Source organism: Polaromonas sp., assembly GCF_041689105.1.
Lineage (GTDB): Bacteria > Pseudomonadota > Gammaproteobacteria > Burkholderiales > Burkholderiaceae_C > Polaromonas.
Genome location: NZ_JBDNGU010000104.1, coordinates 53,485 through 74,684 on the forward strand (window position 1 = coordinate 53,485; position 21,200 = coordinate 74,684).

Consider the following 21,200-nt stretch of genomic DNA (forward strand, 5'->3'; position numbering starts at 1 on the left):
TACGGGCGTGTTTGTGTGAGGATCAGGAAGCGGCTTTCAGCGCATCGCGCATGGCCTTGATCTGGTCGTGGTTTCTCTGCGCGCCTTGGGCCTGACGCTCCACCAGCGCACGAGTGGCGGAGGGCAGCTGACCTTTGAGCGCCTTGCGGTAGCGGGCAAGCGCCGTGTCTTCACCACGTTCGCACTCTTCCAGCATGGCCAGATCGGTGTAACCGCTGAGCTTGCCGCGCACTGAAACCCAGCCTCGGTGCAGCGCACCGCTGGTCGTGCCGCCTTCGTCGGGCTCACCGCCTAACTCGCGAACCTGCCTGGCCAGTTCGGCCGCAGCACCCCTGCACTCGTCGGCATGCCGCAGCAGCAAGGTCTTGATGTCCTGGGCCTGCACATGCTCGGCACACTCGGTGTAGCCAAACTCGCCATCGCGGCCGGACTCCAGCAGGTTGTTCAATGTATCCACCACGTCGTCGTTATCGACCACCTCGCTGGACACTGCGCTGGGAGCAAGCTGGTCATCCGCGCGTGTCCAGGCGGCACGGCTTGCCGCTTCGGCCTCTGGCCAGGACAGCGTGGAGTTCTCCCTCTTACTGTCCCAGTAAACCGACAAGTCGCTTTGCGCATCGTCAAACGTCCCGGTGTAATTGCTGCGGCCGTACAGGCCCAGGCGATAAGCTGGCGCGTAATCGTCGAAGCTGCGACCACCTTGGTAATAGGGCTCGCGGGTGTACTGATCACGCCAGTAGGCTTCTTCAGCAGTCGGGTTGATCGCCTCTGCCACAGCCTTGCCGCCGAGCCCGCCCGCCACAGCGCCGACAACAGCGCCCGCGATGGCGCCTGCTGGCCCGCCAAATGCGCCAACCGCAGCGCCGGCAGCAGCACCACCGGCGGCGGCACCCAAACCGGTGCCGACAGGATGCGCGCCAGGCGCATCGGTGATGGGGTCGAGGTTGAGGTCTTTGTCTTTCTCTCTGTAATCGAGTGCCATGGCGATGCTCCTTCAAGATGATGGTCAAGGGTGAAAGACCGGTGTCACCGCCATGCCTGACAGGCAGTTTTTAGAGGCAGCTTCTCAGGTCCGGAATTCATCCTCAATCCGCTCACCAGTGCCTGTGGTCAGGCAGGTGCATGGCCATCTGTAGGAGAACGTCCCGTGTCAGACACCAAAGAAAATCAGCGGTCTAAGCGTCGAGTTCGGGATAACGTCGAAAAATTCCATCCTCATTGAAAGCGATGCGGCGCTCGCTGCCCAGGTACGCGGCCAGTCGCCTGTGGCTGCCAAGGCCGAGGTGCAGCGCCCTCACGTGTGGCACTTTTTTCAGCGCGCGTTCCGCCGCTGTCGGAAAGGCGTACAGCAGGCCCTCGACCAGCTGGAACAGCGAGAGGTCGGCGTAGCTCAGTCGCGCGCCCACCAGATGCGTGCTGCTGGCCGGGTTGCGCGCCAGCACGGTCTCGAACCAGGCCAGGAATTTGGGAATGCGCTGTTCGCGAAAAGCTTTCGCGCGCTCGATGGCTTCTGTTTTCTGGTCTTCGTAATACAGCCCTGTTGCGATCGGGTGATGCGTCTCATGCACTTCCGCCACCACATCGGCAATCGTCAGTTGCAGCTGGTGTGTCCAGAGCCGGCTGGCCTCGCTTTTACCCACCAGGTTCAGGCGCGGACCGAGGTAAAGCAGGATGGTGGCCGTCTGTCCTATCGTGCGTTTGCCGTGCATCAGAAACGGCGGCGCGAACGGCGGATGGACGAGGTCCGGCGCGTTCATGCGGCGCAGTGTGGCCGCGATCCCCTGCCCTTTTTGGCTGCCACGCGCCACGTCCACGTAGTCCGCGCCCGCAGCTTCCAGGGTCAGCCGCACAAATTCGCCACGGCCCTGGATGGTCGGCCAGTAATGCAACTCATAAGGCATGGCACAGTCCTTTCGATGAGAACGACAGGCAGGAGGCTGGCCAACGGAACGGGACCGGCTCCCTGGGATCAAAAAATGAATAAAAAATGGCTCCAGCCCTTACCGGATAAACGCCAGGAGCTATCACTTTCATAGCAAGTTATGCCGCCGTCTTCACGCCCAGCCGCCACAGCGAGGTGATCTCGGCAGACCGCGCCGCATGCAGCGGATCGGTGAGGTCGTCAGCCTTGGGGTGTATGGGGTCAACATCCAGCCGGTGAAGGGGCTGCAAACCGGCTGCATCCATCCAGCCCAGCAAGTCCGCGCGTGAGCGCAAACCCAGGTGTTCGGCCAGGTCCGACAGGATCAGCCAGCCTTCGCCGCCGGGCGCCAGATGCGCCGCCAGGCCATTGAGAAAACCACGCAACATGCGGCTGTCGGGATCGTAGACCGCGTGTTCGATCGGCGAACTCGGCCGCGCCGGCAGCCAGGGGGGGTTGCAGACGACCAGTGCCGCAACGCCCACAGGAAACAAGTCGCCCTGAACCAGCTCGACCTGCCCGCCCGGTACCAACCGCGCCAGGTTCTCCCGCGCACAGGCCAGCGCACGCGGGTCCTGGTCCGTCGCCACCACCCGTGCCACACCACGGCGCACCAGCAGGGCGGCCAGCACACCGGTGCCGGTGCCGATGTCGAATGCCACCCCGCCTGCAGACAGCGCGGGCGGTAACGGCGCCTGTGCGAGCAACTCCATATAGTCTCCGCGCAAAGGGGCGAACACCCCATAGTGCGGATGAATGCGCTCCCCGTCCAGGGCGGCGATGGCAAGCCCTTTTTTTCGCCACTCGTGCGCGCCGATCAGCCCCTGCAATTCGCGCAGCGGCGCGACGTAGTTGCCTTGCGCAGCATCACCCGGGCCATAAGCCTCGCTGCAAGCCTGCACTACGTGGGGGGCACGCCGCAGCGTAATGTGATGGGTGCCCTCGAACTCGATCAACAGCATCGCCAGGGTGCGGGCCCGCTGCGACTGCGCCTGGCGATAAAGGTTGAAAGTATCGGCGGGGGACGGCGGCAGGGTGCTGACCGCCGCTTTGGCCTTCTTTGCCTTGCGCGGTTTGTCGATGCGCCGCGCAAGGGCTTGAAGCAAAAGCCGCGCATTCTGGAAATCGCCGCGCCACAACATGCCCGTTCCTTCGCTGGCCAGCCGGAAAGCAGCGTCGGCGGTCAGTGTGTCGCTGGCGATCACCACGCGTTTGGGGGGCAAGGCACCGCTTTCAGAGCGCCAGCGGGCAGAACGGTCTTCACCGGCTTCGCTCCAGTGGATGCGGGACGCCTCGCTCACGCCAACACTTTCACCGCATGACCGGGAATGCCTTGCGAACGCAGGCACAAGGAAAAAAAAGACATGGCGCAAACCCGGTGGATGAAGAGACCGCCATTATCGGGCGGTCACTGGGCAGAGATCAGGGCCGGGGCCGGCCAGGCTGCGAAAATGACTTATCGGCTGTCTTTGCTGCTATCGTTGCTGCTGTCTTTGCTGCTGTCGCCGGTCAGAGGCGCAAGGTCAGACGCGTAGGTACGGTCACCAATGGACAACTCGCTGCTTTTTTGCCATGCGGATTCGAAAGCCGCCAGTTCCTGCGCGGTGGCTCGTTCATACCTGCGCACGTTGGACGAGCGCAGCGCATCGGGCGATGACTCGGACTCGTCGGATTTTTCGGCCGGCTCACCACGTTGCGCGTCGAAGCCCCGGATTTCCTCGTTGACACGCCAGTAGACGGCCGGAACGCCCAGCCCATAGCGGGACAGCGCATTTTTTTTGATGGCCTCGCCAAGCGCCATCAATGCCCTTTGCTGGCCCTGCTCGCCATCCATGAAATCGGTGGACAAATCCACCATCACGGCAAAACTGTGGCCGCGCTTGTCAGCGCGTACCACCTTGAAGCGGTAACTCGCGCTCAAAATCCCCCGGCTTTCCATGGTGTTCTTGACAGAATCGAACAACATTTCCCGGCGAAACGCCATGCGTTCGTCCAGGTTCATCTTGACGGGGGCGGTCTCCGGCCCGGCTGAACTACCCTTGGCGCCGCCTGGCGAAGATGAGAACAGATTTTGAAAGAATGACATGGCGAAACAAGGTGTTGTGGGAGGTCTCCCAACCTCGTTGCAAAACGTTATTTGAGTTATCGGAAAAAAAATTGCAGTGTCTATGGGGGCAATCGTATCCTTTTCATTACAAGCTGTCACGTCCAGATACATGGCATTTTGAGCGCACCGGTTGTGACAGATTTCGCCTCTGAGAAACAGTAATAGGCTTTTAGACCACCGCTTGCACATCACGTTAGAACTTTTCTGTACGGGAGCTTTCGATCCTGCTGCAGTAGGCGTGCTCCCACAACGCAAAAGGCGGCGCGCCGATAGGGACAGCGCCCCGCACATACTTGCGGCATTAACATCTGGGGGAAACAAATGTCTTTTGCCCTGTACATGATCGGTTTTGTTATTTTTCTCGGGGGTCTCGTTTGGGGTGCGGTCGAAGCAGGTGTGCCCCACCTTTACATCGGCATTGGTGCCTTGATTTTTCCGGGCATCGGCATTTTCAGCGCTGTCAGCCGCACTCGCAGCAAAGACCCGTCATAAGCCGTCCGGGTTGCCGGGCCTGCAGGCAGGAAGCAGTTTGAAACGAGCCCCGTTGCCAGTCCGCTGGCAACGGGGCATTTTTGTGTTCATGGGCGCGAGAAAGGCCGGTGTCTGCAGGCGCTTCCTCACAAATTGACACGAAATGGTCCCACAACACCCCCAGTGGAAGAAATCATGATCGAGCGCCGCGTCAACCAGACGCTGCGCTCAAGGCGAAAAAGGTTCCGGCAACACGCCGGAACCTTTTTTTCGTCTGTTTTCTATTTCGCCCCCAGTCCCATGGCCCGTGAAATCACCTCTTTCATGATCTCGTTGGTGCCGCCGTAAATGCGTTGTACCCGCGCGTCGGCATAGGCCCGGGTAATCGGGTACTCCCACATGTAGCCGTAGCCACCAAAAAGCTGCACACACTCGTCCATGACCTTGCACTGCAGGTCGGTAGTCCAGTACTTGGCCATGCTGGCTGTGGCGGTGTCCAGCTTGTCCCCGGCCAGCAGTTCGGTGCATTTGTCGACAAACACGCGCGCCACCTGCACCTGGGTCTGCAGCTCGGCCAGGATGTAGCGCGTGTTCTGATAGCTGGCCACCGCCTGGCCGAACACCTTGCGTTCTTTCACATAGTCCAGGGTCCAGTTGATGGCGGCCTGCGCCGACGCCACCGCCGTGATGGCGATCTGCAACCGCTCCCAGGGCAGCTGCTCCATCAGGCAGATGAAGCCACGGTTTTCCTGTAATTCGCCACCCAGCAACATGTCAGCGGGGACGCGTACATTGTCAAAAAACAGTTCAGCAGTGTCCTGCGCCTTGAGGCCGAGTTTTTTCAGGCGCTTGCCCACGCCAAAACCCGGCATGCCGCGTTCGACAAGCAGCAAGCTGGTGCCCTTGGCGCCGGCCGCAGGGTTGGTCTTGGCCACCACCACCACCAGGTCGGCATGCCAGCCGTTGGTGATGAAGGTTTTGCTGCCATTGAGCAAATAGCTGCCGTCGGCCTGCTTGATGGCGGTGCTTTTGACACCCTGCAGGTCGGAACCGGCGGCGGGCTCGCTCATGGCAATCGCGCCCACCATCTCGCCGCTGGCCAGCCTGGGCAGGTAGTTCCTCTTCTGCGCTTCGGTGCCGTAGTGCAGGATGTAGGGCGCCACGATTTCACTGTGCAACCCATACCCGATGCCGGAGAAACCACCGCGCGCCAGCTCTTCCATCTGCACCACCGAATACAGTTTGTCGGCACCCGAGCCACCATATTCTTCCGGCATGGTCATGCACAAAAAACCGTTGTCTCCCGCCTTGTTCCAAACGGCACGGTCCACATAGCCCTGTTCTTCCCACTGGGCGTGAAACGGCGCGATCTCCTTGTCGCAGAACTTGCGGAAGGCATCACGAAAGGTTTCGTGGTCACTGCTGAAAATGGTGCGGTCAATCATGTGTCGCCTGACAGTGTCAAAAAGAAAAAACAAAGTAACGGTCGAGGGGTCAACTTTTCCGCCGGACCGACCTCAGGAAAAGGAGCCTTCCAGGGGCAGCGAGTACAGAAAGCGTCGAGCATGGGCGTCATATTTATGCAAAGCGATTGCTTGGTGAAATGAATATACTGCAGAACACAAGCTTTATTCCTGGCATCCCGGATTTGATCCGGGACCCATGGATTGCGGGTCAGGCCCGCAACGACAAACCACTTGGAGCATCCCATGACCGAAGCCTTCATCTATGACGCCATCCGCACCCCGCGCGGCAAGGGCAAAAAGGACGGCAGCCTGTACGAGGTCAAGCCCGTCAACCTGCTGGCGGGGGTGTTGACCGAGCTGCAGCGTCGCAATGGCTTCGACACCGCGCAGATTGATGACGTGGTGATGGGTGTGGTCTCACCCGTCGGGGAGCAAGGCTCGGTGATTGCCAAGGTCGCTGCACTCAAGGCCGGTTGGGACTTCCGCGCCTCCGGCGTGCAGATCAACCGTTTTTGCGCCTCGGGCCTGGAAGCGGTGAACATGGCTGCGCAAAAAGTACGTTCGGGCTGGGAAGACCTTGTGGTCGCTGGTGGCGTCGAAAGCATGAGCCGGGTGCCGATTGGATCGGACGGCGGCGCCTGGGCGCAAGACCCCGAAACCAACAGCGCCACCCTGTTTGTGCCGCAGGGCGTGGGCGCCGATTTGATCGCCACCATCGAAGGTTTCAGCCGCGCGGACGTGGACGCTTTTGCACTGGAAAGCCAAAAACGCGCAGCCAGGGCGCGCGAGGCCGGCTATTTCGACCGCTCGGTCGTTCCGGTGAAGGACTTCCTCGACCAGACCCTTCTTGCGCAGGACGAGTTCATCAAACCGCACACCACGCTGGAAGGCCTGGCCGCGCTGAAACCTGCCTTCGAGCAAATGGGCGCCATGGGTTTTGACCAGGTGGCGCTGACGCGTTACCCGCAGGTCGAACGTATCCAGCATGTGCACCACGCCGGCAATTCCTCGGGTATCGTCGATGGTGCGGCTGCCGTGCTGATCGGTTCCGAAGCTGCGGGCAAGACCCATGGGTTGGCGCCCCGCGCCCGCATTGTGGCCGCAGCCCTGAGCGGGGCCGACCCGACCATCATGCTGACCGGCCCCATGCCGGCGGCGCGCAAGGCGCTGGCCAAGGCCGGCTTGACGATCGACCAGATCGACCTGTTCGAGGTCAACGAAGCTTTTGCCGCCGTGGTGATGCGTTTCATGAAGGAGATGAAGGTCCCGCACGACAAGGTCAACGTCAACGGCGGCGCAATTGCCATGGGCCATCCGCTCGGCGCGACCGGCGCAATGATTCTGGGCACCCTGATCGACGAGCTGCACAGGCGCAAGCTGCGCTACGGCCTGGCCACCCTGTGTGTGGGCGGCGGCATGGGCATTGCAACGATTGTTGAGCGGATCTGATAGGTCCCCTCTCCCAGAGGGAGAGGGATAAAGAATGAAAGAACACATGAAAACGATCAAGTACGAACTGGCCGACGGCATTGCCACCCTCACCTTCGACGAGGAAGACTCGCCGGTCAACACCATGTGTGCGCAGTGGCAGCAGGACCTGAACGAAGTCACCGCGCAGGTGCTCAAGGACAGGGATGCGGTGCGCGGCATCGTGCTGACATCTGCCAAAAGCACCTTTTTTGCGGGTGCAGACCTCAAGGGCCTGATGCGCAACAAGGCCACGGACGCTGGCGCCGTCTTCGTCGAAATCGAGCGCATGAAAAAGAACTTCCGCACCCTGGAGACCCTGGGAAAACCAGTGGTCAGCTGCCTCAACGGCGCAGCGCTCGGCGGCGGATGGGAGGTAGCGCTGATTGGCCACTACCGCATCGCGGTCGCTGACAAAAAAATCCAGTTCGGCCTGCCCGAGATCACACTGGGCCTGATTCCAGGCGCCAGCGGCATCACCAAGATGACACGCCTGCTGGGCCTGATGGGCGCGCAACCTTACATTCTCGAAAGCAAACTGTTCAACCCGCAGGAAGCGCTGGAACTCGGCCTGGTGCACGAGCTGGTGCCCGACGCTGCTGCGCTGCGCCCTGCCGCCTTGGCCTGGATAGACCGGCACGACGGCGCGGCCGCACCGGCCCATCATCCCTGGGATGACAAGAACTACAAAATGCCCGGCGGTACGCCGAGCAACCCCAAGCTGGCCGCCATGCTCAGCGTGGCGCCGGCCGTCCTCAAGCAGAAGACGCGCGGCCTGTACCCGGCCCCCGAGGCGGCACTCGCTGCCATGGTCGAAGGCGCTCAAGTGGATTACGACACCGCGCTACGAATCGAGAGCCGCTACCTGGCCCGGCTGGCTGTGACCCCGGTGGCCAAGGCCATGATCAACACCTTCTTCTTCAATCTGAACGCGATCAAGTCTGGCCAGTCGCGGCCCAAAGGCATTGCGCGCTACAAACCACAAAAGGTCGGCTTGCTGGGTGCCGGCATGATGGGGGCAGGCATTGCGTATGTGCAGGCCAGCCGGGGTATCAGCACCGTTCTCAGGGATGTCAGCCAGGACAAGGCCGACGCCGGCAAGGCCTACAGCGCCCAACTCACGCAGGTGCGCGTCAACCAGGGCCGGATGAGCGCGGCCGACCAAAGCGCCCTGCTGTCACGCATCCACGCCACCGACCAGGTGGCCGACCTGGCTGGCTGCGACCTGGTGATCGAGGCGGTGTTCGAGCGCCGCGACCTGAAAGCCAGGGTCACGCAAGAGGCCGAGCCGCTGCTGGTCCCAGGCGGTTTTTTTGCGTCGAACACCTCCACCTTGCCGATCAGCGGCCTGGCCACGGCCAGCGCAAGGCCTGAAAAATTCATAGGTATCCACTTTTTCAGCCCAGTGGACAAAATGAAGCTGGTCGAGATCATTCGCGGCAAACAGACCGACGATGAAACCGTGGCGCGCGCCTTTGACTATGTGCAGGCCCTCGGCAAAATCCCCATCGTGGTCAACGACGCGCGCGGGTTTTACACCAGCCGCACCTTTGGCACCTTTGTGATGGAAGGCGCGGCCATGCTGGGTGAAGGCATTCCGGCGGCGGCCATTGAAAACGCAGGCATCCAGTGCGGCATGCCGGTCGGCCCGTTGGCGGTGCTGGATGAAACCGCGCTGTCGCTGAGTGTGCATGTGCTGGACCAAACCCGTGCCGACTATGCGGCCGAGGGGAAAACCTACACCGCCGCGCCGGGCGAACTGATCGTCGAGCGCATGGTCAAGGAGTGGGGCCGCAACGGTCGGGCTGCGGGCGCCGGTTTCTATGACTACCCGGACGAAAAAGGTGCGAAGAAAAGCCTGTGGTTCGAGCTCAAGCCGCTGTTCGAAAAACCGGGAAAAAACTGGACCATCACCGATCTGAAAGACCGGCTGCTCTACCGACAGGCCGTTGAAACCGCACGCTGCCTCGGCGAAAACGTGTTGACCACCGTGCACGACGCCAACATCGGCTCCATCTTCGGCATTGGTTTCCCGGCCTGGACCGGCGGCGCGATGCAGTTCATTTATGGCATGGGGCTGGACGCTTTTTCAAAACGGGCCGACCAGCTGGCCGCCAGTTGCGGCCCGGGCTTTGCGCTCAGCGATACGGTCAAGGACACGATCAGGCGGCACCAGCCGGTGTACTGACGCGATCCAGCAAGCCGGCTTTCTGCACCTTGCCCAAGGCTGTTTTGGGCAGCGCATCGCAGAACACGATGCGTTTGGGGTGTTTGAACCGCGCCAACCGCCCCTCGAACAACTGCGTCACCGCCGCAGCGTCCAGTGCGGCGCCCGGCACCCTGACGATCACGGCCACGGCTACCTCGCCCCAGCGGGCGTCTGGCACGCCAACCACGGCAGCCTCCACGATCAGCGGGCAATCGGCCAACAGGTTTTCGATCTCAGCCGGGTAGATGTTTTCGCCCCCGGAGATGATCATGTCTTTGGAACGGCCGACGATTTCGTAAAACCCCTGACTGTCACAGAGCGCCAGGTCGCCAGTGTGAAACCATCCATCGGCAAACGCCGGGTTGTCCGGGTCCTTCCAGTAGCCGCAGAGCATGTTGGGCGCGCGCACCCACAGCTCGCCGACCTCGCCAGTGCGCACCGCCTGGCCGCGCTCATCGACCAGTTGCACCTCGACCTGCAGGCCTGCCCTGCCTGCCGATCCTGCATGGGCCATGGCATCTTCGCGGCGCAGACAGATGGAAACGGGGCCAGTCTCGGTGGCGCCATAAACCTGGCCCACTGGCACACCACGCGCATGGAATGCGGCAATAAGAGACACGGGAATGGTGGACGAACCTGTCGCCAGAAGTTTCAGGGAGGACAGGTCGGTCCTGGCAAAGCCTGCGTGATCCAGCACGGCGCGCAGGGTCGCTGGCACCAGCAGGGACAGCGTCGGTCGGCGCCGCGCCACATCGGCCAGCCAGACGCCGGCATCAAACCGCGCATGCAGGGTCACTTGCGCGCCAGCGTACAGCGCAGGCAGCGTCTGGATGCACAAGCCGCCAACATGAAACATCGGCAACACACTCAGCACATGGTCGGCCGGCGTCAAGCCGTTCGCGTCGATGGCGATCACGCAGTTCCACCCCAGCCCCGACTGCGTGTGCAGAACGCCTTTGGGCCGCCCGCTGGTGCCGGAGGTGTAGACCAGAAGCACCGGGTCCTCCGGCCTGCCGGACGACATGACTGCGGGCACGCCGTCTGCAGAGGCGCCCAGACCGCTGGCCGGCAACAGCTCGCAGCCCGCGGAGTCAACCAGCGCGGAAGCCGCAGTGGCATGCACGGCGTCAGTCACCAGCAGGCGCACCCCAGCGTGTTCAAGAATGGCCTCATGCTCCAGCCTGGCCAGGCGGTAATTGAGCGGCAGAAAAATCGCGCCCAGGCGCGCCAGCGCAAACAGCAGCACCAGCAGGGCCGGGTCGCCCAGACCCAGCCAGGCAACGCGGTCCCCGCGCTGTATGCCTGCGGCCTGCAGCACCCCGGTGGCCAGCTCTATGCGCCGCCACAGCTGCGCGTAGCTGATGTCCTGTCCGGAGAAATGCAGCGCCACGCGACCGGGCGCGCTGGCGGCATGCCGCTCGATGATGCTGTCGAAATCCATCCAGAAAGTCTTCTTAAAGCACAGCCTGTTCGTCCTGCTCGCCAGGCTCATACAGGCATTCGCGCCCGAGACGGTCTATGCACAGCTCCGCCGTCCAGGGCAGCATCAGCGAACCGCAGCGCGAGTCGCGGTACATGCGTTCCAGCGGCAGGCTTTTGAGCATCGACTGACCGCCGCAGGTACGTACCGCCAGGCGGCAGATCTCGTTGGCGTTTTCCATGATGGTGTAGTGCGCGGCGTACAGGCCAAGGCGGATTTCCTTGGACGGATCAACGCGTGCGGCGCGCGCATTTTGCAGAAAGATCGCGCGGGTCTGCTCCAGCCGGACCTTCATTTCCGCCACGGCGATCTGCTTGGTCGGGTACATGCGGCGCTTGACCGGTGGCGTGCCGGGCACCTCGCCGCGCAGGTACTGCACGGTGAAATCGTAAGCTGCCTGCGCGATGCCCATGTACGTCGGCGACAAGGTGGCAAACATGTGCGGCCAGCGCAGCGCGGCCTGGGCATACAGGCCTTCGGGAATCAGGCGTTCGATGTCGGGCACGAAAACGTCCTTGAAGATCAGCGTGCGCGATACCGTGCCGCGCATGCCCAGCGGGTCCCAGTCGCCGGTCACGCTGACACCGTCCAGGTTTTTGTCCACCGCCAGATACAGGGAATCGCGCTGCGTGGCGCCGGGCTTGTCCAGCGTGCACAAAATACCGTAGTAGTCAGCAGCCCCTGCCAGCGAGGCAAAGATCTTCTTGCCGTTGACGATGTAACCCCCATCGACCTTTCGGGCCAGCGTACCGAAGGGTGCCTTGCCGGCCGCCGCAGCGCCGCCCTCGGAAAACGGCTGCGAGTAGACCTTCCCCTGCCCCACCACACGCGCGTAGTGCACTGCGCGGTGCGCTTCATGGTTGGCGCGTTGCTCGGCTGTCATGTCCAGGTCGTCGGCGATGAAACCGGTCCACATGGTGGAGCTGACATGCATGTTCAGAGTCAGTGCCGTGGCGCCACAGTGGCGGCCGATCTCGGCGGCCGTCATCACGTAGGTGGCGAAGTCCGCGCCCCAACCGCCATGTTCCTCAGGCACGCAGATGCCGAGCAGGCCGGCGGCTCGCAGGTCGGCGTAGTTCTCGAAGGGAAACACCGCATCACGATCAATCTGCTGCGCGCGCGGCGCAAATTTTTCGTGCCCCAATCGGCTGGCGATGGCAAGCAGTTCTTTTTGTTTGGGCGTGAGTTCTGTGTAATCGCCTGCAATCGAAGGCGGCGTGTAGCGAACGGAAGGCGACGGAGTCAGGGGCAATGCAGACATGGACAGTTCCTCGGATCAAGTCAGGGCGAAAAGTGTTGCATCAGGAATGTCAGAACAGCGTCATTAAACAGCGCTGGCTGCTCAATGTTGGCCAGATGACCGACACCGGGCAAGCAGACATAGCCGGCTCCGGCGATGCGGCTGGCCATTTTTTCAAGCACGGCGGGGGGAGCCGTCTTGTCGAGCTGGCCCGCCAGGCACAAGGTGGGGACGGCGATGGCCGCCAGCTTGTCCAGGCGATTGAAAGACACGATGGCCGATAGTGCGGCGCGATAGCTCTCCGGCGGTACCCGCGCCATCAGCGCAGCAGCCTCGGCGATGCGGTCCGGATCGGCGTCAGGCGCAAACATGCCAGGCACCAGGTCGTGCGCCAGCCCGGCCATGCCGCGCCCCTGATCCAGCGGGGCAAAGCGGCTATGCAAAAACTCCTGCTGCCAGATGCCGTCGGCCTTGCCGAAAGCCGGAGAACTGGCGGAAAGAATCAGCCCCTGCACCAGCGCCGGGTGCAGTGCGGCCAGTTCCTGCGCAACCATGCCGCCCATGCTGTGGCCCAGCACCACATTGCGACGGGCGCCCGTGTGTTCAATCAGGTCCGCGAGTGCGCCAGCCAGCGCTGAAGTGTCATAGGGTTGTACGGTGGGCGATTCTCCATATCCCGGCATGTCCCAAGCGACTGTCCTGAAGCCGTGGCTGGCAAACACGAGTTGGTTGTGTGCCCAAGCCTCCTTGCCCCCGCCCACGCCGTGCAGAAAGAAGACCGCAGTGTCGCCCTGACCCTGCTCCAGACAGGCCGGAAGTGTCATGCCAGCTCCCCCACCAATTGACCGGCGTCCACCACCTTTACCTCGTCCAGCATCACGGTACAAGACCTGAGCGGCAAGTCAAAATGACCCAGCGTGTGGCGCCCCGCCACCTCGTTGGCGCCGGTGGAGTACAGGAAGTTGCCCGCAAAGGCGCGCAGCTCGGTCCCGTTGAAGTCCTTCTTGTCGTACATGGCCATCGCGTCCCAGCGCGCCTTCGGGTTCATGCCCCAGCCGACATGCGAGACGGCATAGGCTTCGCGGTCACCCCAGGCGGCCCAGTAGCTGCGCATCAGTTCGGCATCGACATGCTGGCCCGCGATATCGGTCACGAAGTCGTCCCTGATCGTCAGCGTCACGGGATTGTCAAGGTAACGCTTGAAGGTCAGGTTGACATCGCCGGGAGCCAATACCAGCGTGCCGTTGACGCTGCCTTTGGCCGGAAAGGCCAGGCACAGACCGCCGGGCCAGTGGGAAATGGTGCCGGGCTTGGCGGTGTAGCCCCAACCGCCGCCGGCTTGCGCACCGATCAGCGATATGTGCAGGTCGGTTCCGGCCTGGGAGGTGACGCGCATGGTGGAGGCATACCTGAGCAGCTTGATGCCGGCCTTGACCCTGGGCTCCAGCGCCGGATCGGGCACACAGCGCTCGAGGATTTCCGGGTGTTCGTTGGACACCATCAGCACGCGGGCGCCGCCTTCCAGGATGGCCGGCAGTTCGGCTGCATGTAGCAGGCCTTCGACCGTCAGGTCCGCGACAAAGCTGCAGGCTGCCAGCGCCTGCACCACCGGCGCGAGCTGTCCGATGGCGTCCGAGGCACCGGTCGAGCGCACCGGCACCGGCGCGGCAAGCCGGGGGCTTTGAAGCACCAGATGAAAAGCGCGTGCACCCAGACGCGCGAGCGCAAGTTCGGCCAGCTGCACGTTGACCGGTCGCGACTGGGTTTCGGACAGGATGGCCGCCGTGTCTCCCGCCTTCACCCCGCACAACGCAAACGTTTCGGCAAAACAATCCACCCATCTGGCTTCAATTCGTTCCTGCAGCATGAAATGACTTTCTTGAAGGTCCTAGAGCCGTGAGCCCAGGGCGAAATAGGCACCGGCGTGAAAGAGCAAAGGCGCGGCCTCGGACAAGGTAAAACGCTCGACTTCAGCAATGAACAAAGCATGGTCGCCGATGTGTTGGCAAGACACCGTGCGGCATTCAAACCAGGCCGCGGCGCCGTGGATCAAGGGAACCCCCGAGATGTTTTCGGCGTGGGCCACGCCCTCAAACTTGTCGGCCAGAGGCAAGGCAAAGCGGCGGGATATCTCCACCTGGGCTTCCGCCAATACGTTGACCACAAAACGCGGTGCAGCTTCAAACGCCGCCAGGCTGGGCGAGCTGAGCCGCAGCGACCAGAGGATCAACGGCGGCTCCAGCGACAGCGCGGAAAACGAATTGACCGTGAGGCCGACAAACTGGCCGCTGTCTGCGCGCGTCGTCACTACCGTGATGCCAGTTGCAAACTGGCCCAGCGCCGTGCGCAAGACCCGGCTGTCCAGCACAGGTGTGGCGTCGGGGACAGCGGGATTCAGGGAAGCTTGCAAGGCAACATTCATCTGCGCATAATATATGAATATTCATGCAATATGCAAGCACCCCTCTAATTCGTCGAGGTACATCGTGAGCCACTCCAACAAGCCTGCTTGCCCGGCCCCGACCACCCGGTTCATCGACGGCTACCTGTCCTATTTGCTCGCACGGGCCAGCCATGTGGTGTACAGCGAATTCCACGCCCAGGTCCAGGCCGCTGGTTTGAGTCAGCTGGAATGGCGCCTGCTGGCCACCCTGTCGGATGGCGACGGCCTGACCATCGGGGAGCTTGCCCGGGAAATCCTGTCGCAGCAACCGACCTTGACCAAGCTGGTCCAGCGCATGGAAAAAGCCGGTTGGGTGTTGCGCGGCGAAGACCCCGCCGATGCGCGGCGCACCCTGGTTTTTGAGACCGCGCAGGGCCGGGCCACGGTGGCCGCCCTGCTGGCGCAGGCCAAGGCGCATGAAGACTCCCTGCTACAGGACTTCAGCGAGCGGGATGTCACCGCGCTCAAAAAGATTCTGCGCACGCTGATCAGCCGCAGCGATGCGTCGTAAGCCACTCATCGACATCTTCAGTGGCATCGAGATGGAAGCAGTAAAAGCATGAATGCCGCATTGCGGCGCGCCGGGCCAGGCCGACCTATGCAAGCACAGCTCTGCGGGTGGCAGCGATGTACGCGCAGCGACTGGCGCGCTGGCTCGCAGCCATGGCTGGACCGACTACCAGGAGCGACTGGCGCGGGTGACGGCGTACATCCACGACCACCTGGCTGTCGGCCCAGGACTTGGCCCGCCGGCATGCGCTGGACGACCCGGTCTCTGCGCCGTACTGCGCCACGAGGAGCCTTATGCCATCCTGCGCGCGGCCTGCCAGTAGCTGTATGGCTGGCTTCGTCCGTGCATGAAGCGACTGACCTGCCGGTGTTAGGGGAGTAAGTCAACAACCCGCGCAACATGCGCGTTCGGACTTGTTGACCAGCATCTACTTGCCTCTGCTCAATGCTTCACTGACTAATGGGTAGCCCGTGAGCCGGCGATAATCGGCGGGCATGAATCCAACCCCTGCCGCACCGCCCGAAGACGAACAGGCGCACCCGCGACCCCAGTCCCTGACCGACCTGTTTGTCTCCTTCACCTTGCTGGCGCTGCAGGGTTTCGGCGGCGTGCTGGCAGTGGTACAGCGCGAGCTGGTCGAGAAAAAACGCTGGATGACGCGCGAGGAGTTTGTCGAGGAGTGGGCTGTGGCGCAAATCATGCCGGGACCCAATGTGGTCAATCTCTCGCTGATGATTGGTCACCGCTATTTCGGCCTGCGCGGCGCCATGGCAGCGCTGGCCGGCATGCTGACCGTGCCGCTGCTGGTGGTGCTGATGCTGGCGCTGGTGTATGCGCAGTTTGCCGACCACCCCGGCGTCGCGGGTGCCCTGCGCGGCATGGGCGCGGTGGCCGCCGGCCTGATTGCCGCTACTGGACTCAAGCTCATGGGCGCGCTGAAGATGCACCCGCTGGGGCTGCCCCTGTGTATCGCGCTGGCACTGCTGTGTTTCACCGGCATCGCACTGCTGCGGCTGCCGCTGGTGGTGGTGTTGCTGGGGCTGGGCGTCACCGCCTGCACGCTGACCTACAAAAAGCTCGACAGATAAACAAGGACAGGGGGCTGGACCAATGAGCATCACACTGCAATGGAGCGACTGGCTCGCGATGTTCGGGCATTTCATGATCCTGTCGCTGCTCTCGGTGGGCGGCGCCATCACCACCGCGCCCGACATGCACCGCTACCTGGTCAACCGCCAGCACTGGCTGGCTGACCCTCAGTTCAACGCATCAGTGGCGATCGCCCAGGCCGCACCCGGCCCAAACGTGCTGTTTGTGGCGCTGATGGGCTGGCATGTAGGCCTGAACGCGGGCGGCCCGCTGATGGGACTGTTCGGCGTGCTGGTCACCATGGTGGGCATCATGCTGCCCAGCACCACCCTGACCTACCTGGCTGCGAGTTGGGGCCACCGCAACCGCAACCTGCGCTGGGTGCGTGCCTTCAAGCAGGGCATGGCACCCATCGTGATCGCGCTGCTGATCGCCACCGGCTGGATCCTGGCCAGCGCCAGCGTCACCGGCCTGCAGGACTGGCGCGTGCCTCTGCTGGCAGCGGTGACGGCGGCCATCGTCTGGCACACCCGCCTGCATTTGTTGTGGTTGCTGGGCGCGGGCGCAACGTTGGGTTGGCTCGGCTGGATTTAGGACTGGGCAGTGGCCAGACTTTCTGTGACGTGCTGCGTGTTATGTGTTGGCGACTGCGATACCCTCCAACACGAGGATAAAAGGTCACACTTTTTTTCTACACATTTAGATACAGATCTATACAATAAGTTGGGATTTACTGTCATGAAAGCCTGAATGTCTGAAGCCGCCGATGCCGCTGTCGAATCCAGCACCCCGCTTTTTGATGTCGTCATCAACATGCCGCCCGGCGCGCGGCTCGAAGAGATCGAGCGCAAAGCGCGGGACGTCGCAGGCATTGCACCGGATCGTATTGAACGACTGGTGCAGGTGCTGCGCAGTTCGCCGCAGGCCAAAATAGGCTCCGGCGTCACGCGGGAAAAAGCCGATCTTGCGCAGGAGCAATTCAGCAAGGCCGGACTGCTGGTCACTGTAACCCCCTTGCTGACCATCCAGGCGGCGATGGCCGGCAACTATGACGGCACGTTTTGCTGCCCGGCTTGCGATAAGCGCGTGGTGTTGCCGGAAAACCGCCAGTGCCCAGCCTGCGGTATTTTTGTGGACAAGGTCACCGAGGAATTCCTGCTCAGGCGGAAGTTGCTGGAACAAGAGCGCGGAAAAATCGAGTTCGCGCAAGCCAAGTCCAGCAAGGACAGCGAGAAACGCGCACGGGAAATGCTGGAAGCGTCGGTTCGCGCGAAGGTTCGTGAAGAACTCGAAAAAGAATATGGCATCAAGCGGGAGAAACCGGGCCTGTTCCCGGGATCGGCGCGCCTGTTCAAGGCGGTCGGGTTGATAGGCTTGCTGGCCTTTGCGTTCTTTGGCGGCCGGGGCTTTTCGACGGACGGGCTTCCCTGGAGCAAGAGCTCAAGTGGCAAGGAAGGCGCTGCGTCTACGGCCATGAGTGCCGACAGCCTTGAAAAGACAGCCCAGGCCGCCGGAGCCGTTGCGGATGGCGCAACCGGCGGTGCTGCCGGCTCGCCCGGCGCTCCTGGCAGCACGGGCGATCCGGACGTCGATGACCCATTGATTCAGGCCATAGCCGGCAAACCGACGGGGGGCAAGCAGCTGACGCTTGAACAGGCCCTGGCAGCCTCAAAGACGCTCGCAAAATCCGTGGGCAATACGACGGCTGATCGGGCGATGGCTGGCGGCGCCGTAGGGGGCAAGGCTGGCAATGCTGCCAGCCAGGCGGCCAACGATGCCATTGACAGCGCCATTGACAACCCCGCCAGCTCGTCTGGTTCTGGCGCTAGCACGACTGCTGTTAGCGTGGCTGGTGGCACCAGCGTGGGTGGCGGCAACACGTCGGCAAGCGGCATCTCGTTTACCGGTGGAAATGCGGCTGGCAGCGCCGCCGGTAATGCCACTGGCACCGGTGCAGGCAGCGTCACCGTGCCCAAACTCACCAAACAGGTCCTGACGGCCGAGTTCGCCAGGATGCTGGCCGAAATCGGCCAATCGGCGCGCGCCAGAGGCGTACTGAAAGCCGCCATGGCGTCGATGGACCCCGCAGCGGAGCCGGAAGCCGCGGTGGCTTTGCGAAGCGCCGAATTGAGATCCCAGGCGTGGGCGATCCAGCGGCGGGAAGCCCTACCGACGGGCAAGGCTGCCGAAGAGCTGAAGGTCAGAATTCTCGCGGTGGCCAACCCCATGGAACGCACGCAGCTGCAGGCCCAGACCGCCGTGATTCTGAGCCGCGGTGGGCAATTACCGGCGGAACTGCCGCGCGCCTTCCTTTCGCTCGCGGCCGATTCGCTCAAGACAGTGGCAGCTGCCAGCCAGCCCCAGGCGCTGGGTGACCTCGCGGTGTCCATGGCGGAAGTGTTTTCCAACGAAACCAGCGCCCGAGCCCGTGCGGGTTCATGGTCGAAAGCGCAAGCCAGTGCCGCCCAGATCGAAGGCCTGATTGCGCAGGCGCCCGACTCGTGGACGCGACTGCGCCTCTATGCGGTGGACCATCAGATCCAGCAGCAGCTGGGGCAAACCGACAAGGCTCGGAAAAGCCTTGAAGCCGCACTGGCGCAGGCCGGCAAGAACAGCAACCTGGCCGAGCGGGCAACGTGGCTGCGCAGCATCGCGCAGCTCGGCGACGCAGCCGCGCAGGAACAGATGGACACCACAACGGCCACTTTGGAGTCGCAGCTCGAAAAAAAATCAGGCCTCGAAAAAGCACAGGCACTGAGCCAGCTCGCATTCCTTTATGCCCAGGGCGGGCTGCCTGCAAGAGCCGAAAAATACCGCCGCATGGCTCAGTCTACGGCCGGCCTGAGCCCGGCGGAAAGCGCTGCCATCCATACAGACCTGATTGTCCGCAGCGATCTGGCAATGGCCAGAGTACTGCAAGGGCTGGGGCGATACGCCGAAGCCGAGGCGATGTTGCAACGGGTGGGTGGCTACCTGTTTTAACCACCGCGAAGCCGCGTAAGGGCCTGGCAGTCTGCCCGGGAAAACTGCTCAGGAAAGGTGCTCAGGTACGCTGGCGCAGCGCTTCGTACAGACACACACCGCTGGCTACCGACACATTCAGGCTTTCGACCGCGCCGCGCATCGGAATGCTGGCCAGCTCGTCGCAGGTCTTGCGCGTGAGCTGTCGCATGCCCTCGCCTTCCGCGCCCAGCACCAGGGCCACCGGCCCGGTGAGCTTGACGTCGTAGATGGTCTTGGGCGCATCGTCGCTGGCGCCTACGCACCAGATGTTGCGCTCCTTGAGTTCACCCAGGGTACGTGCCAGATTGGTCACCATGAAATACGGCATGGTCTCGGCGGCGCCGCTGGCCACCTTGGCCACCGTCGCATTGATACCGGCAGCATGGTCCTTGGGCGCAATCACCGCATGCGCACCCGCGCCATCGGCCACCCTCAGGCAGGCGCCCAGGTTGTGCGGGTCGGTCACGCCATCGAGCACCAGCAGCAAGGGCGGCTCGGCCGAGGCGGCCTCCAGTTGCTCCAGCAACTCGTCCAGCGACTTGACCTGCGCCAGCGGGTCCACACGCGCCACCACGCCCTGGTGGCCGTGGCTGCCGCACATCTTGGCCAGCCGCAGCCCATCCGACTCGATCAGGCGGATGCCAGCCTCTCTGGCCCGGTCCGCGAACTGGCGCATGCGTGCGTCACGGCGCGAAGCGTCAAAAAATACCTCAAAAACAGATTGGGGCGCCGTTTTGATACGCACGCCGACGGCATGAAATCCGAACAGGACTTTGGGGGAAGAAGACATGGCAGGATTATCACTGTTCCCCGCTCGGCCTCTGCGAACTGACCGCTGGAGGTGCGAAAAGGACAGGCGGCACAGCTGTAAGCTTAAAATAGTAACCAAAGGTTTTCGGAGGTGGCGACATGGGAATCCGGCTCAAGTTCAATCTGGTGTTGATCATTGTGTTCCTCGCGGGCTTTACGGCGGCGGGCCTGGCGTCGCGCCAGCTGCTTCAGGACATTGCCCGGGAAGAAGTCCTTCGCAACGCGCGCCTGATGATGGACACCGCGCTGGCGGTTCGCAGCTATACCGTGGACCAGGTCAAACCGCACCTGGATAAACAGCTCAAGGAAGTGTTCCTGCCGCAATCCGTACCGGCCTGCGCCGCCACCGAAACACTGAACCACATCCAGAAAAAATACCGGGATTACGGCTGCAAGGAAGCCACGCTGAACCCAACCAACCCGCGTGACCGCGCCACCGACTGGGAAGCCGACATCGTTCAGCAATTCAGACACAACACCGAGTCGAAGGAGCTCGTTTCAGAACGCGACGGCGGCACCGGCCGCATTCTCTATATCGCCAAACCGATTCAAATCAGCAACCCTGCCTGCCTGCAATGCCACAGCGTGCCGGCCGCTGCGCCTGCCAGCATGCTCAAGATCTACGGCGATACCAACGGTTTTGGCTGGAAACTCCAGGAAATTGTGGGTGCGCAGGTGGTGACCGTGCCCATGGATATCCCCATCCTGAACGCTGATCGGGCCTTCAAGACGTTCATGGCCTCGCTCGCCGGGGTGTTTGTCGTGGTCTTCATCGCGCTCAACCTGATGCTGAGCTGGCTCATCGTCCGGCCCATCCAGCGCATGTCGCAGGCCGCCGACAAGGTCAGCACCGGCGACTTCGATGTACCCGAATTTTCCGATGAGGGCCGCGATGAAGTGGCCGTGCTCGGCAGCTCCTTCAACCGCATGCGGCGCAGCCTCGAAAAAGCCATGCAGATGATAGAGCGGGACGGAAGCTGACG

General features: G+C 62.6%; 20 protein-coding genes. 9 read left to right on the forward strand and 11 right to left on the reverse strand.

Annotated elements, in window-relative coordinates:
* Positions 1 to 22: 22 nt before the first annotated feature.
* From ACESMT_RS11195 to ACESMT_RS11210, 4 genes are all read right to left on the reverse strand, one after another.
* On the reverse strand, positions 23 to 982 hold the full coding sequence (locus ACESMT_RS11195; RefSeq protein WP_372826670.1) for a PA2169 family four-helix-bundle protein: 960 nt from the start codon (positions 980 to 982) through the stop codon (positions 23 to 25).
* Between the two features lie 193 nt (positions 983 to 1,175).
* Positions 1,176 to 1,901: a glutathione S-transferase gene (locus ACESMT_RS11200; RefSeq protein WP_372826671.1), complete on the reverse strand. Its 726-nt coding sequence runs from the start codon at positions 1,899 to 1,901 to the stop codon at positions 1,176 to 1,178.
* Between the two features lie 139 nt (positions 1,902 to 2,040).
* Positions 2,041 to 3,222, reverse strand: coding sequence for a methyltransferase (locus ACESMT_RS11205; RefSeq protein WP_372826672.1), 1,182 nt, complete (start codon positions 3,220 to 3,222; stop codon positions 2,041 to 2,043).
* A 155-nt stretch (positions 3,223 to 3,377) separates the two neighbouring features.
* Positions 3,378 to 4,007, reverse strand: a complete 630-nt coding sequence (locus ACESMT_RS11210) for a hypothetical protein (RefSeq protein ID WP_372826673.1) — start codon at positions 4,005 to 4,007, stop codon at positions 3,378 to 3,380.
* 342 nt (positions 4,008 to 4,349) lie between these two features.
* Here ACESMT_RS11210 and ACESMT_RS11215 point away from each other — a divergent pair, with 342 nt between their 5' ends.
* Positions 4,350 to 4,520: a hypothetical protein gene (locus ACESMT_RS11215; RefSeq protein WP_372826674.1), complete on the forward strand. Its 171-nt coding sequence runs from the start codon at positions 4,350 to 4,352 to the stop codon at positions 4,518 to 4,520.
* Between the two features lie 260 nt (positions 4,521 to 4,780).
* Here ACESMT_RS11215 and ACESMT_RS11220 read toward each other — a convergent pair whose 3' ends face one another.
* Positions 4,781 to 5,944, reverse strand: coding sequence for an acyl-CoA dehydrogenase family protein (locus ACESMT_RS11220; RefSeq protein ID WP_372826675.1), 1,164 nt, complete (start codon positions 5,942 to 5,944; stop codon positions 4,781 to 4,783).
* Positions 5,945 to 6,208: 264 nt separating this feature from the next.
* Here ACESMT_RS11220 and ACESMT_RS11225 point away from each other — a divergent pair, with 264 nt between their 5' ends.
* Together ACESMT_RS11225 and ACESMT_RS11230 are read left to right on the forward strand one after the other, a co-directional pair.
* Positions 6,209 to 7,414 carry an acetyl-CoA C-acetyltransferase gene (locus tag ACESMT_RS11225; protein WP_372826676.1) on the forward strand — a complete coding sequence of 402 codons (1,206 nt, stop codon included), beginning with the start codon at positions 6,209 to 6,211 and terminating at the stop codon, positions 7,412 to 7,414.
* Between the two features lie 46 nt (positions 7,415 to 7,460).
* On the forward strand, positions 7,461 to 9,620 hold the full coding sequence (locus ACESMT_RS11230; RefSeq protein WP_372826677.1) for a 3-hydroxyacyl-CoA dehydrogenase NAD-binding domain-containing protein: 2,160 nt from the start codon (positions 7,461 to 7,463) through the stop codon (positions 9,618 to 9,620).
* Here ACESMT_RS11230 and ACESMT_RS11235 read toward each other — a convergent pair.
* The 5 genes from ACESMT_RS11235 to ACESMT_RS11255 are packed head-to-tail and all read right to left on the reverse strand — an operon-like array spanning position 9,595 to position 14,771.
* Positions 9,595 to 11,082, reverse strand: coding sequence for a class I adenylate-forming enzyme family protein (locus tag ACESMT_RS11235; RefSeq protein WP_372826678.1), 1,488 nt, complete (start codon positions 11,080 to 11,082; stop codon positions 9,595 to 9,597). The two genes, ACESMT_RS11230 and ACESMT_RS11235, sit on opposite strands and share 26 nt — an antisense overlap.
* A 13-nt stretch (positions 11,083 to 11,095) precedes the next feature.
* Positions 11,096 to 12,382: an acyl-CoA dehydrogenase family protein gene (locus ACESMT_RS11240; protein ID WP_372826679.1), complete on the reverse strand. Its 1,287-nt coding sequence runs from the start codon at positions 12,380 to 12,382 to the stop codon at positions 11,096 to 11,098.
* Positions 12,383 to 12,402: 20 nt separating this feature from the next.
* Positions 12,403 to 13,185, reverse strand: a complete 783-nt coding sequence (locus tag ACESMT_RS11245) for an alpha/beta fold hydrolase (protein ID WP_372826680.1) — start codon at positions 13,183 to 13,185, stop codon at positions 12,403 to 12,405.
* Positions 13,182 to 14,228 (reverse strand): peptidase M29, encoded by a 1,047-nt coding sequence (locus tag ACESMT_RS11250; RefSeq protein WP_372826681.1) that lies wholly within the window; start codon positions 14,226 to 14,228, stop codon positions 13,182 to 13,184. Before ACESMT_RS11250 ends, ACESMT_RS11245 begins: the two co-directional genes overlap by 4 nt.
* A gap of 21 nt (positions 14,229 to 14,249) precedes the next feature.
* Positions 14,250 to 14,771, reverse strand: coding sequence for a flavin reductase family protein (locus tag ACESMT_RS11255; protein ID WP_372826682.1), 522 nt, complete (start codon positions 14,769 to 14,771; stop codon positions 14,250 to 14,252).
* A 76-nt stretch (positions 14,772 to 14,847) separates the two neighbouring features.
* On the opposite strand from ACESMT_RS11255, the gene ACESMT_RS11260 reads away from it, so the two are divergent.
* The 5 genes from ACESMT_RS11260 to ACESMT_RS11280 all read left to right on the forward strand — a co-directional run bounded on the left by ACESMT_RS11260 (position 14,848) and on the right by ACESMT_RS11280 (position 19,386).
* Positions 14,848 to 15,315, forward strand: coding sequence for a MarR family winged helix-turn-helix transcriptional regulator (locus tag ACESMT_RS11260; protein ID WP_372826683.1), 468 nt, complete (start codon positions 14,848 to 14,850; stop codon positions 15,313 to 15,315).
* A gap of 52 nt (positions 15,316 to 15,367) precedes the next feature.
* A complete protein-coding gene (locus tag ACESMT_RS11265) occupies positions 15,368 to 15,637 on the forward strand; it encodes a hypothetical protein (protein WP_372826684.1) in 270 nt (89 codons plus the stop codon).
* 172 nt (positions 15,638 to 15,809) lie between these two features.
* Complete coding sequence (locus tag ACESMT_RS11270; protein ID WP_372826685.1) at positions 15,810 to 16,403, forward strand: chromate transporter; 594 nt, start codon at positions 15,810 to 15,812, stop codon at positions 16,401 to 16,403.
* Positions 16,404 to 16,425: 22 nt separating this feature from the next.
* A complete protein-coding gene (locus tag ACESMT_RS11275) occupies positions 16,426 to 16,998 on the forward strand; it encodes a chromate transporter (RefSeq protein ID WP_372826686.1) in 573 nt (190 codons plus the stop codon).
* 156 nt (positions 16,999 to 17,154) lie between these two features.
* Positions 17,155 to 19,386, forward strand: a complete 2,232-nt coding sequence (locus ACESMT_RS11280; protein WP_372826687.1) for a hypothetical protein — start codon at positions 17,155 to 17,157, stop codon at positions 19,384 to 19,386.
* A gap of 61 nt (positions 19,387 to 19,447) precedes the next feature.
* Here the strand turns inward: ACESMT_RS11280 and rlmB are convergent, their stop codons facing one another.
* Positions 19,448 to 20,197 carry a 23S rRNA (guanosine(2251)-2'-O)-methyltransferase RlmB gene (gene rlmB, locus ACESMT_RS11285; protein WP_372826688.1) on the reverse strand — a complete coding sequence of 250 codons (750 nt, stop codon included), beginning with the start codon at positions 20,195 to 20,197 and terminating at the stop codon, positions 19,448 to 19,450.
* Between the two features lie 119 nt (positions 20,198 to 20,316).
* Here rlmB and ACESMT_RS11290 point away from each other — a divergent pair, with 119 nt between their 5' ends.
* Positions 20,317 to 21,198, forward strand: a complete 882-nt coding sequence (locus ACESMT_RS11290) for a DUF3365 domain-containing protein (RefSeq protein ID WP_372826689.1) — start codon at positions 20,317 to 20,319, stop codon at positions 21,196 to 21,198.
* Positions 21,199 to 21,200 lie beyond the last annotated feature (2 nt).

What these genes read in the sequence shown, in the direction of transcription:
- ACESMT_RS11195 (WP_372826670.1), bottom strand. Translation starts at nt 982, where the DNA reads ATGGCACTCGATTACAGAGAGAAAGACAAAGACCTCAACCTCGACCCC.
- ACESMT_RS11200 (WP_372826671.1), bottom strand. Translation starts at nt 1,901, where the DNA reads ATGCCTTATGAGTTGCATTACTGGCCGACCATCCAGGGCCGTGGCGAA.
- ACESMT_RS11210 (WP_372826673.1), bottom strand. Translation starts at nt 4,007, where the DNA reads ATGTCATTCTTTCAAAATCTGTTCTCATCTTCGCCAGGCGGCGCCAAG.
- ACESMT_RS11215 (WP_372826674.1), top strand. Translation starts at nt 4,350, where the DNA reads ATGTCTTTTGCCCTGTACATGATCGGTTTTGTTATTTTTCTCGGGGGT.
- ACESMT_RS11220 (WP_372826675.1), bottom strand. Translation starts at nt 5,944, where the DNA reads ATGATTGACCGCACCATTTTCAGCAGTGACCACGAAACCTTTCGTGAT.
- ACESMT_RS11225 (WP_372826676.1), top strand. Translation starts at nt 6,209, where the DNA reads ATGACCGAAGCCTTCATCTATGACGCCATCCGCACCCCGCGCGGCAAG.
- ACESMT_RS11230 (WP_372826677.1), top strand. Translation starts at nt 7,461, where the DNA reads ATGAAAACGATCAAGTACGAACTGGCCGACGGCATTGCCACCCTCACC.
- ACESMT_RS11235 (WP_372826678.1), bottom strand. Translation starts at nt 11,082, where the DNA reads ATGGATTTCGACAGCATCATCGAGCGGCATGCCGCCAGCGCGCCCGGT.
- ACESMT_RS11240 (WP_372826679.1), bottom strand. Translation starts at nt 12,382, where the DNA reads ATGTCTGCATTGCCCCTGACTCCGTCGCCTTCCGTTCGCTACACGCCG.
- ACESMT_RS11245 (WP_372826680.1), bottom strand. Translation starts at nt 13,185, where the DNA reads ATGACACTTCCGGCCTGTCTGGAGCAGGGTCAGGGCGACACTGCGGTC.
- ACESMT_RS11250 (WP_372826681.1), bottom strand. Translation starts at nt 14,228, where the DNA reads ATGCTGCAGGAACGAATTGAAGCCAGATGGGTGGATTGTTTTGCCGAA.
- ACESMT_RS11265 (WP_372826684.1), top strand. Translation starts at nt 15,368, where the DNA reads ATGCCGCATTGCGGCGCGCCGGGCCAGGCCGACCTATGCAAGCACAGC.
- ACESMT_RS11270 (WP_372826685.1), top strand. Translation starts at nt 15,810, where the DNA reads ATGAATCCAACCCCTGCCGCACCGCCCGAAGACGAACAGGCGCACCCG.
- ACESMT_RS11275 (WP_372826686.1), top strand. Translation starts at nt 16,426, where the DNA reads ATGAGCATCACACTGCAATGGAGCGACTGGCTCGCGATGTTCGGGCAT.
- ACESMT_RS11280 (WP_372826687.1), top strand. Translation starts at nt 17,155, where the DNA reads ATGTCTGAAGCCGCCGATGCCGCTGTCGAATCCAGCACCCCGCTTTTT.
- rlmB (WP_372826688.1), bottom strand. Translation starts at nt 20,197, where the DNA reads ATGTCTTCTTCCCCCAAAGTCCTGTTCGGATTTCATGCCGTCGGCGTG.
- ACESMT_RS11290 (WP_372826689.1), top strand. Translation starts at nt 20,317, where the DNA reads ATGGGAATCCGGCTCAAGTTCAATCTGGTGTTGATCATTGTGTTCCTC.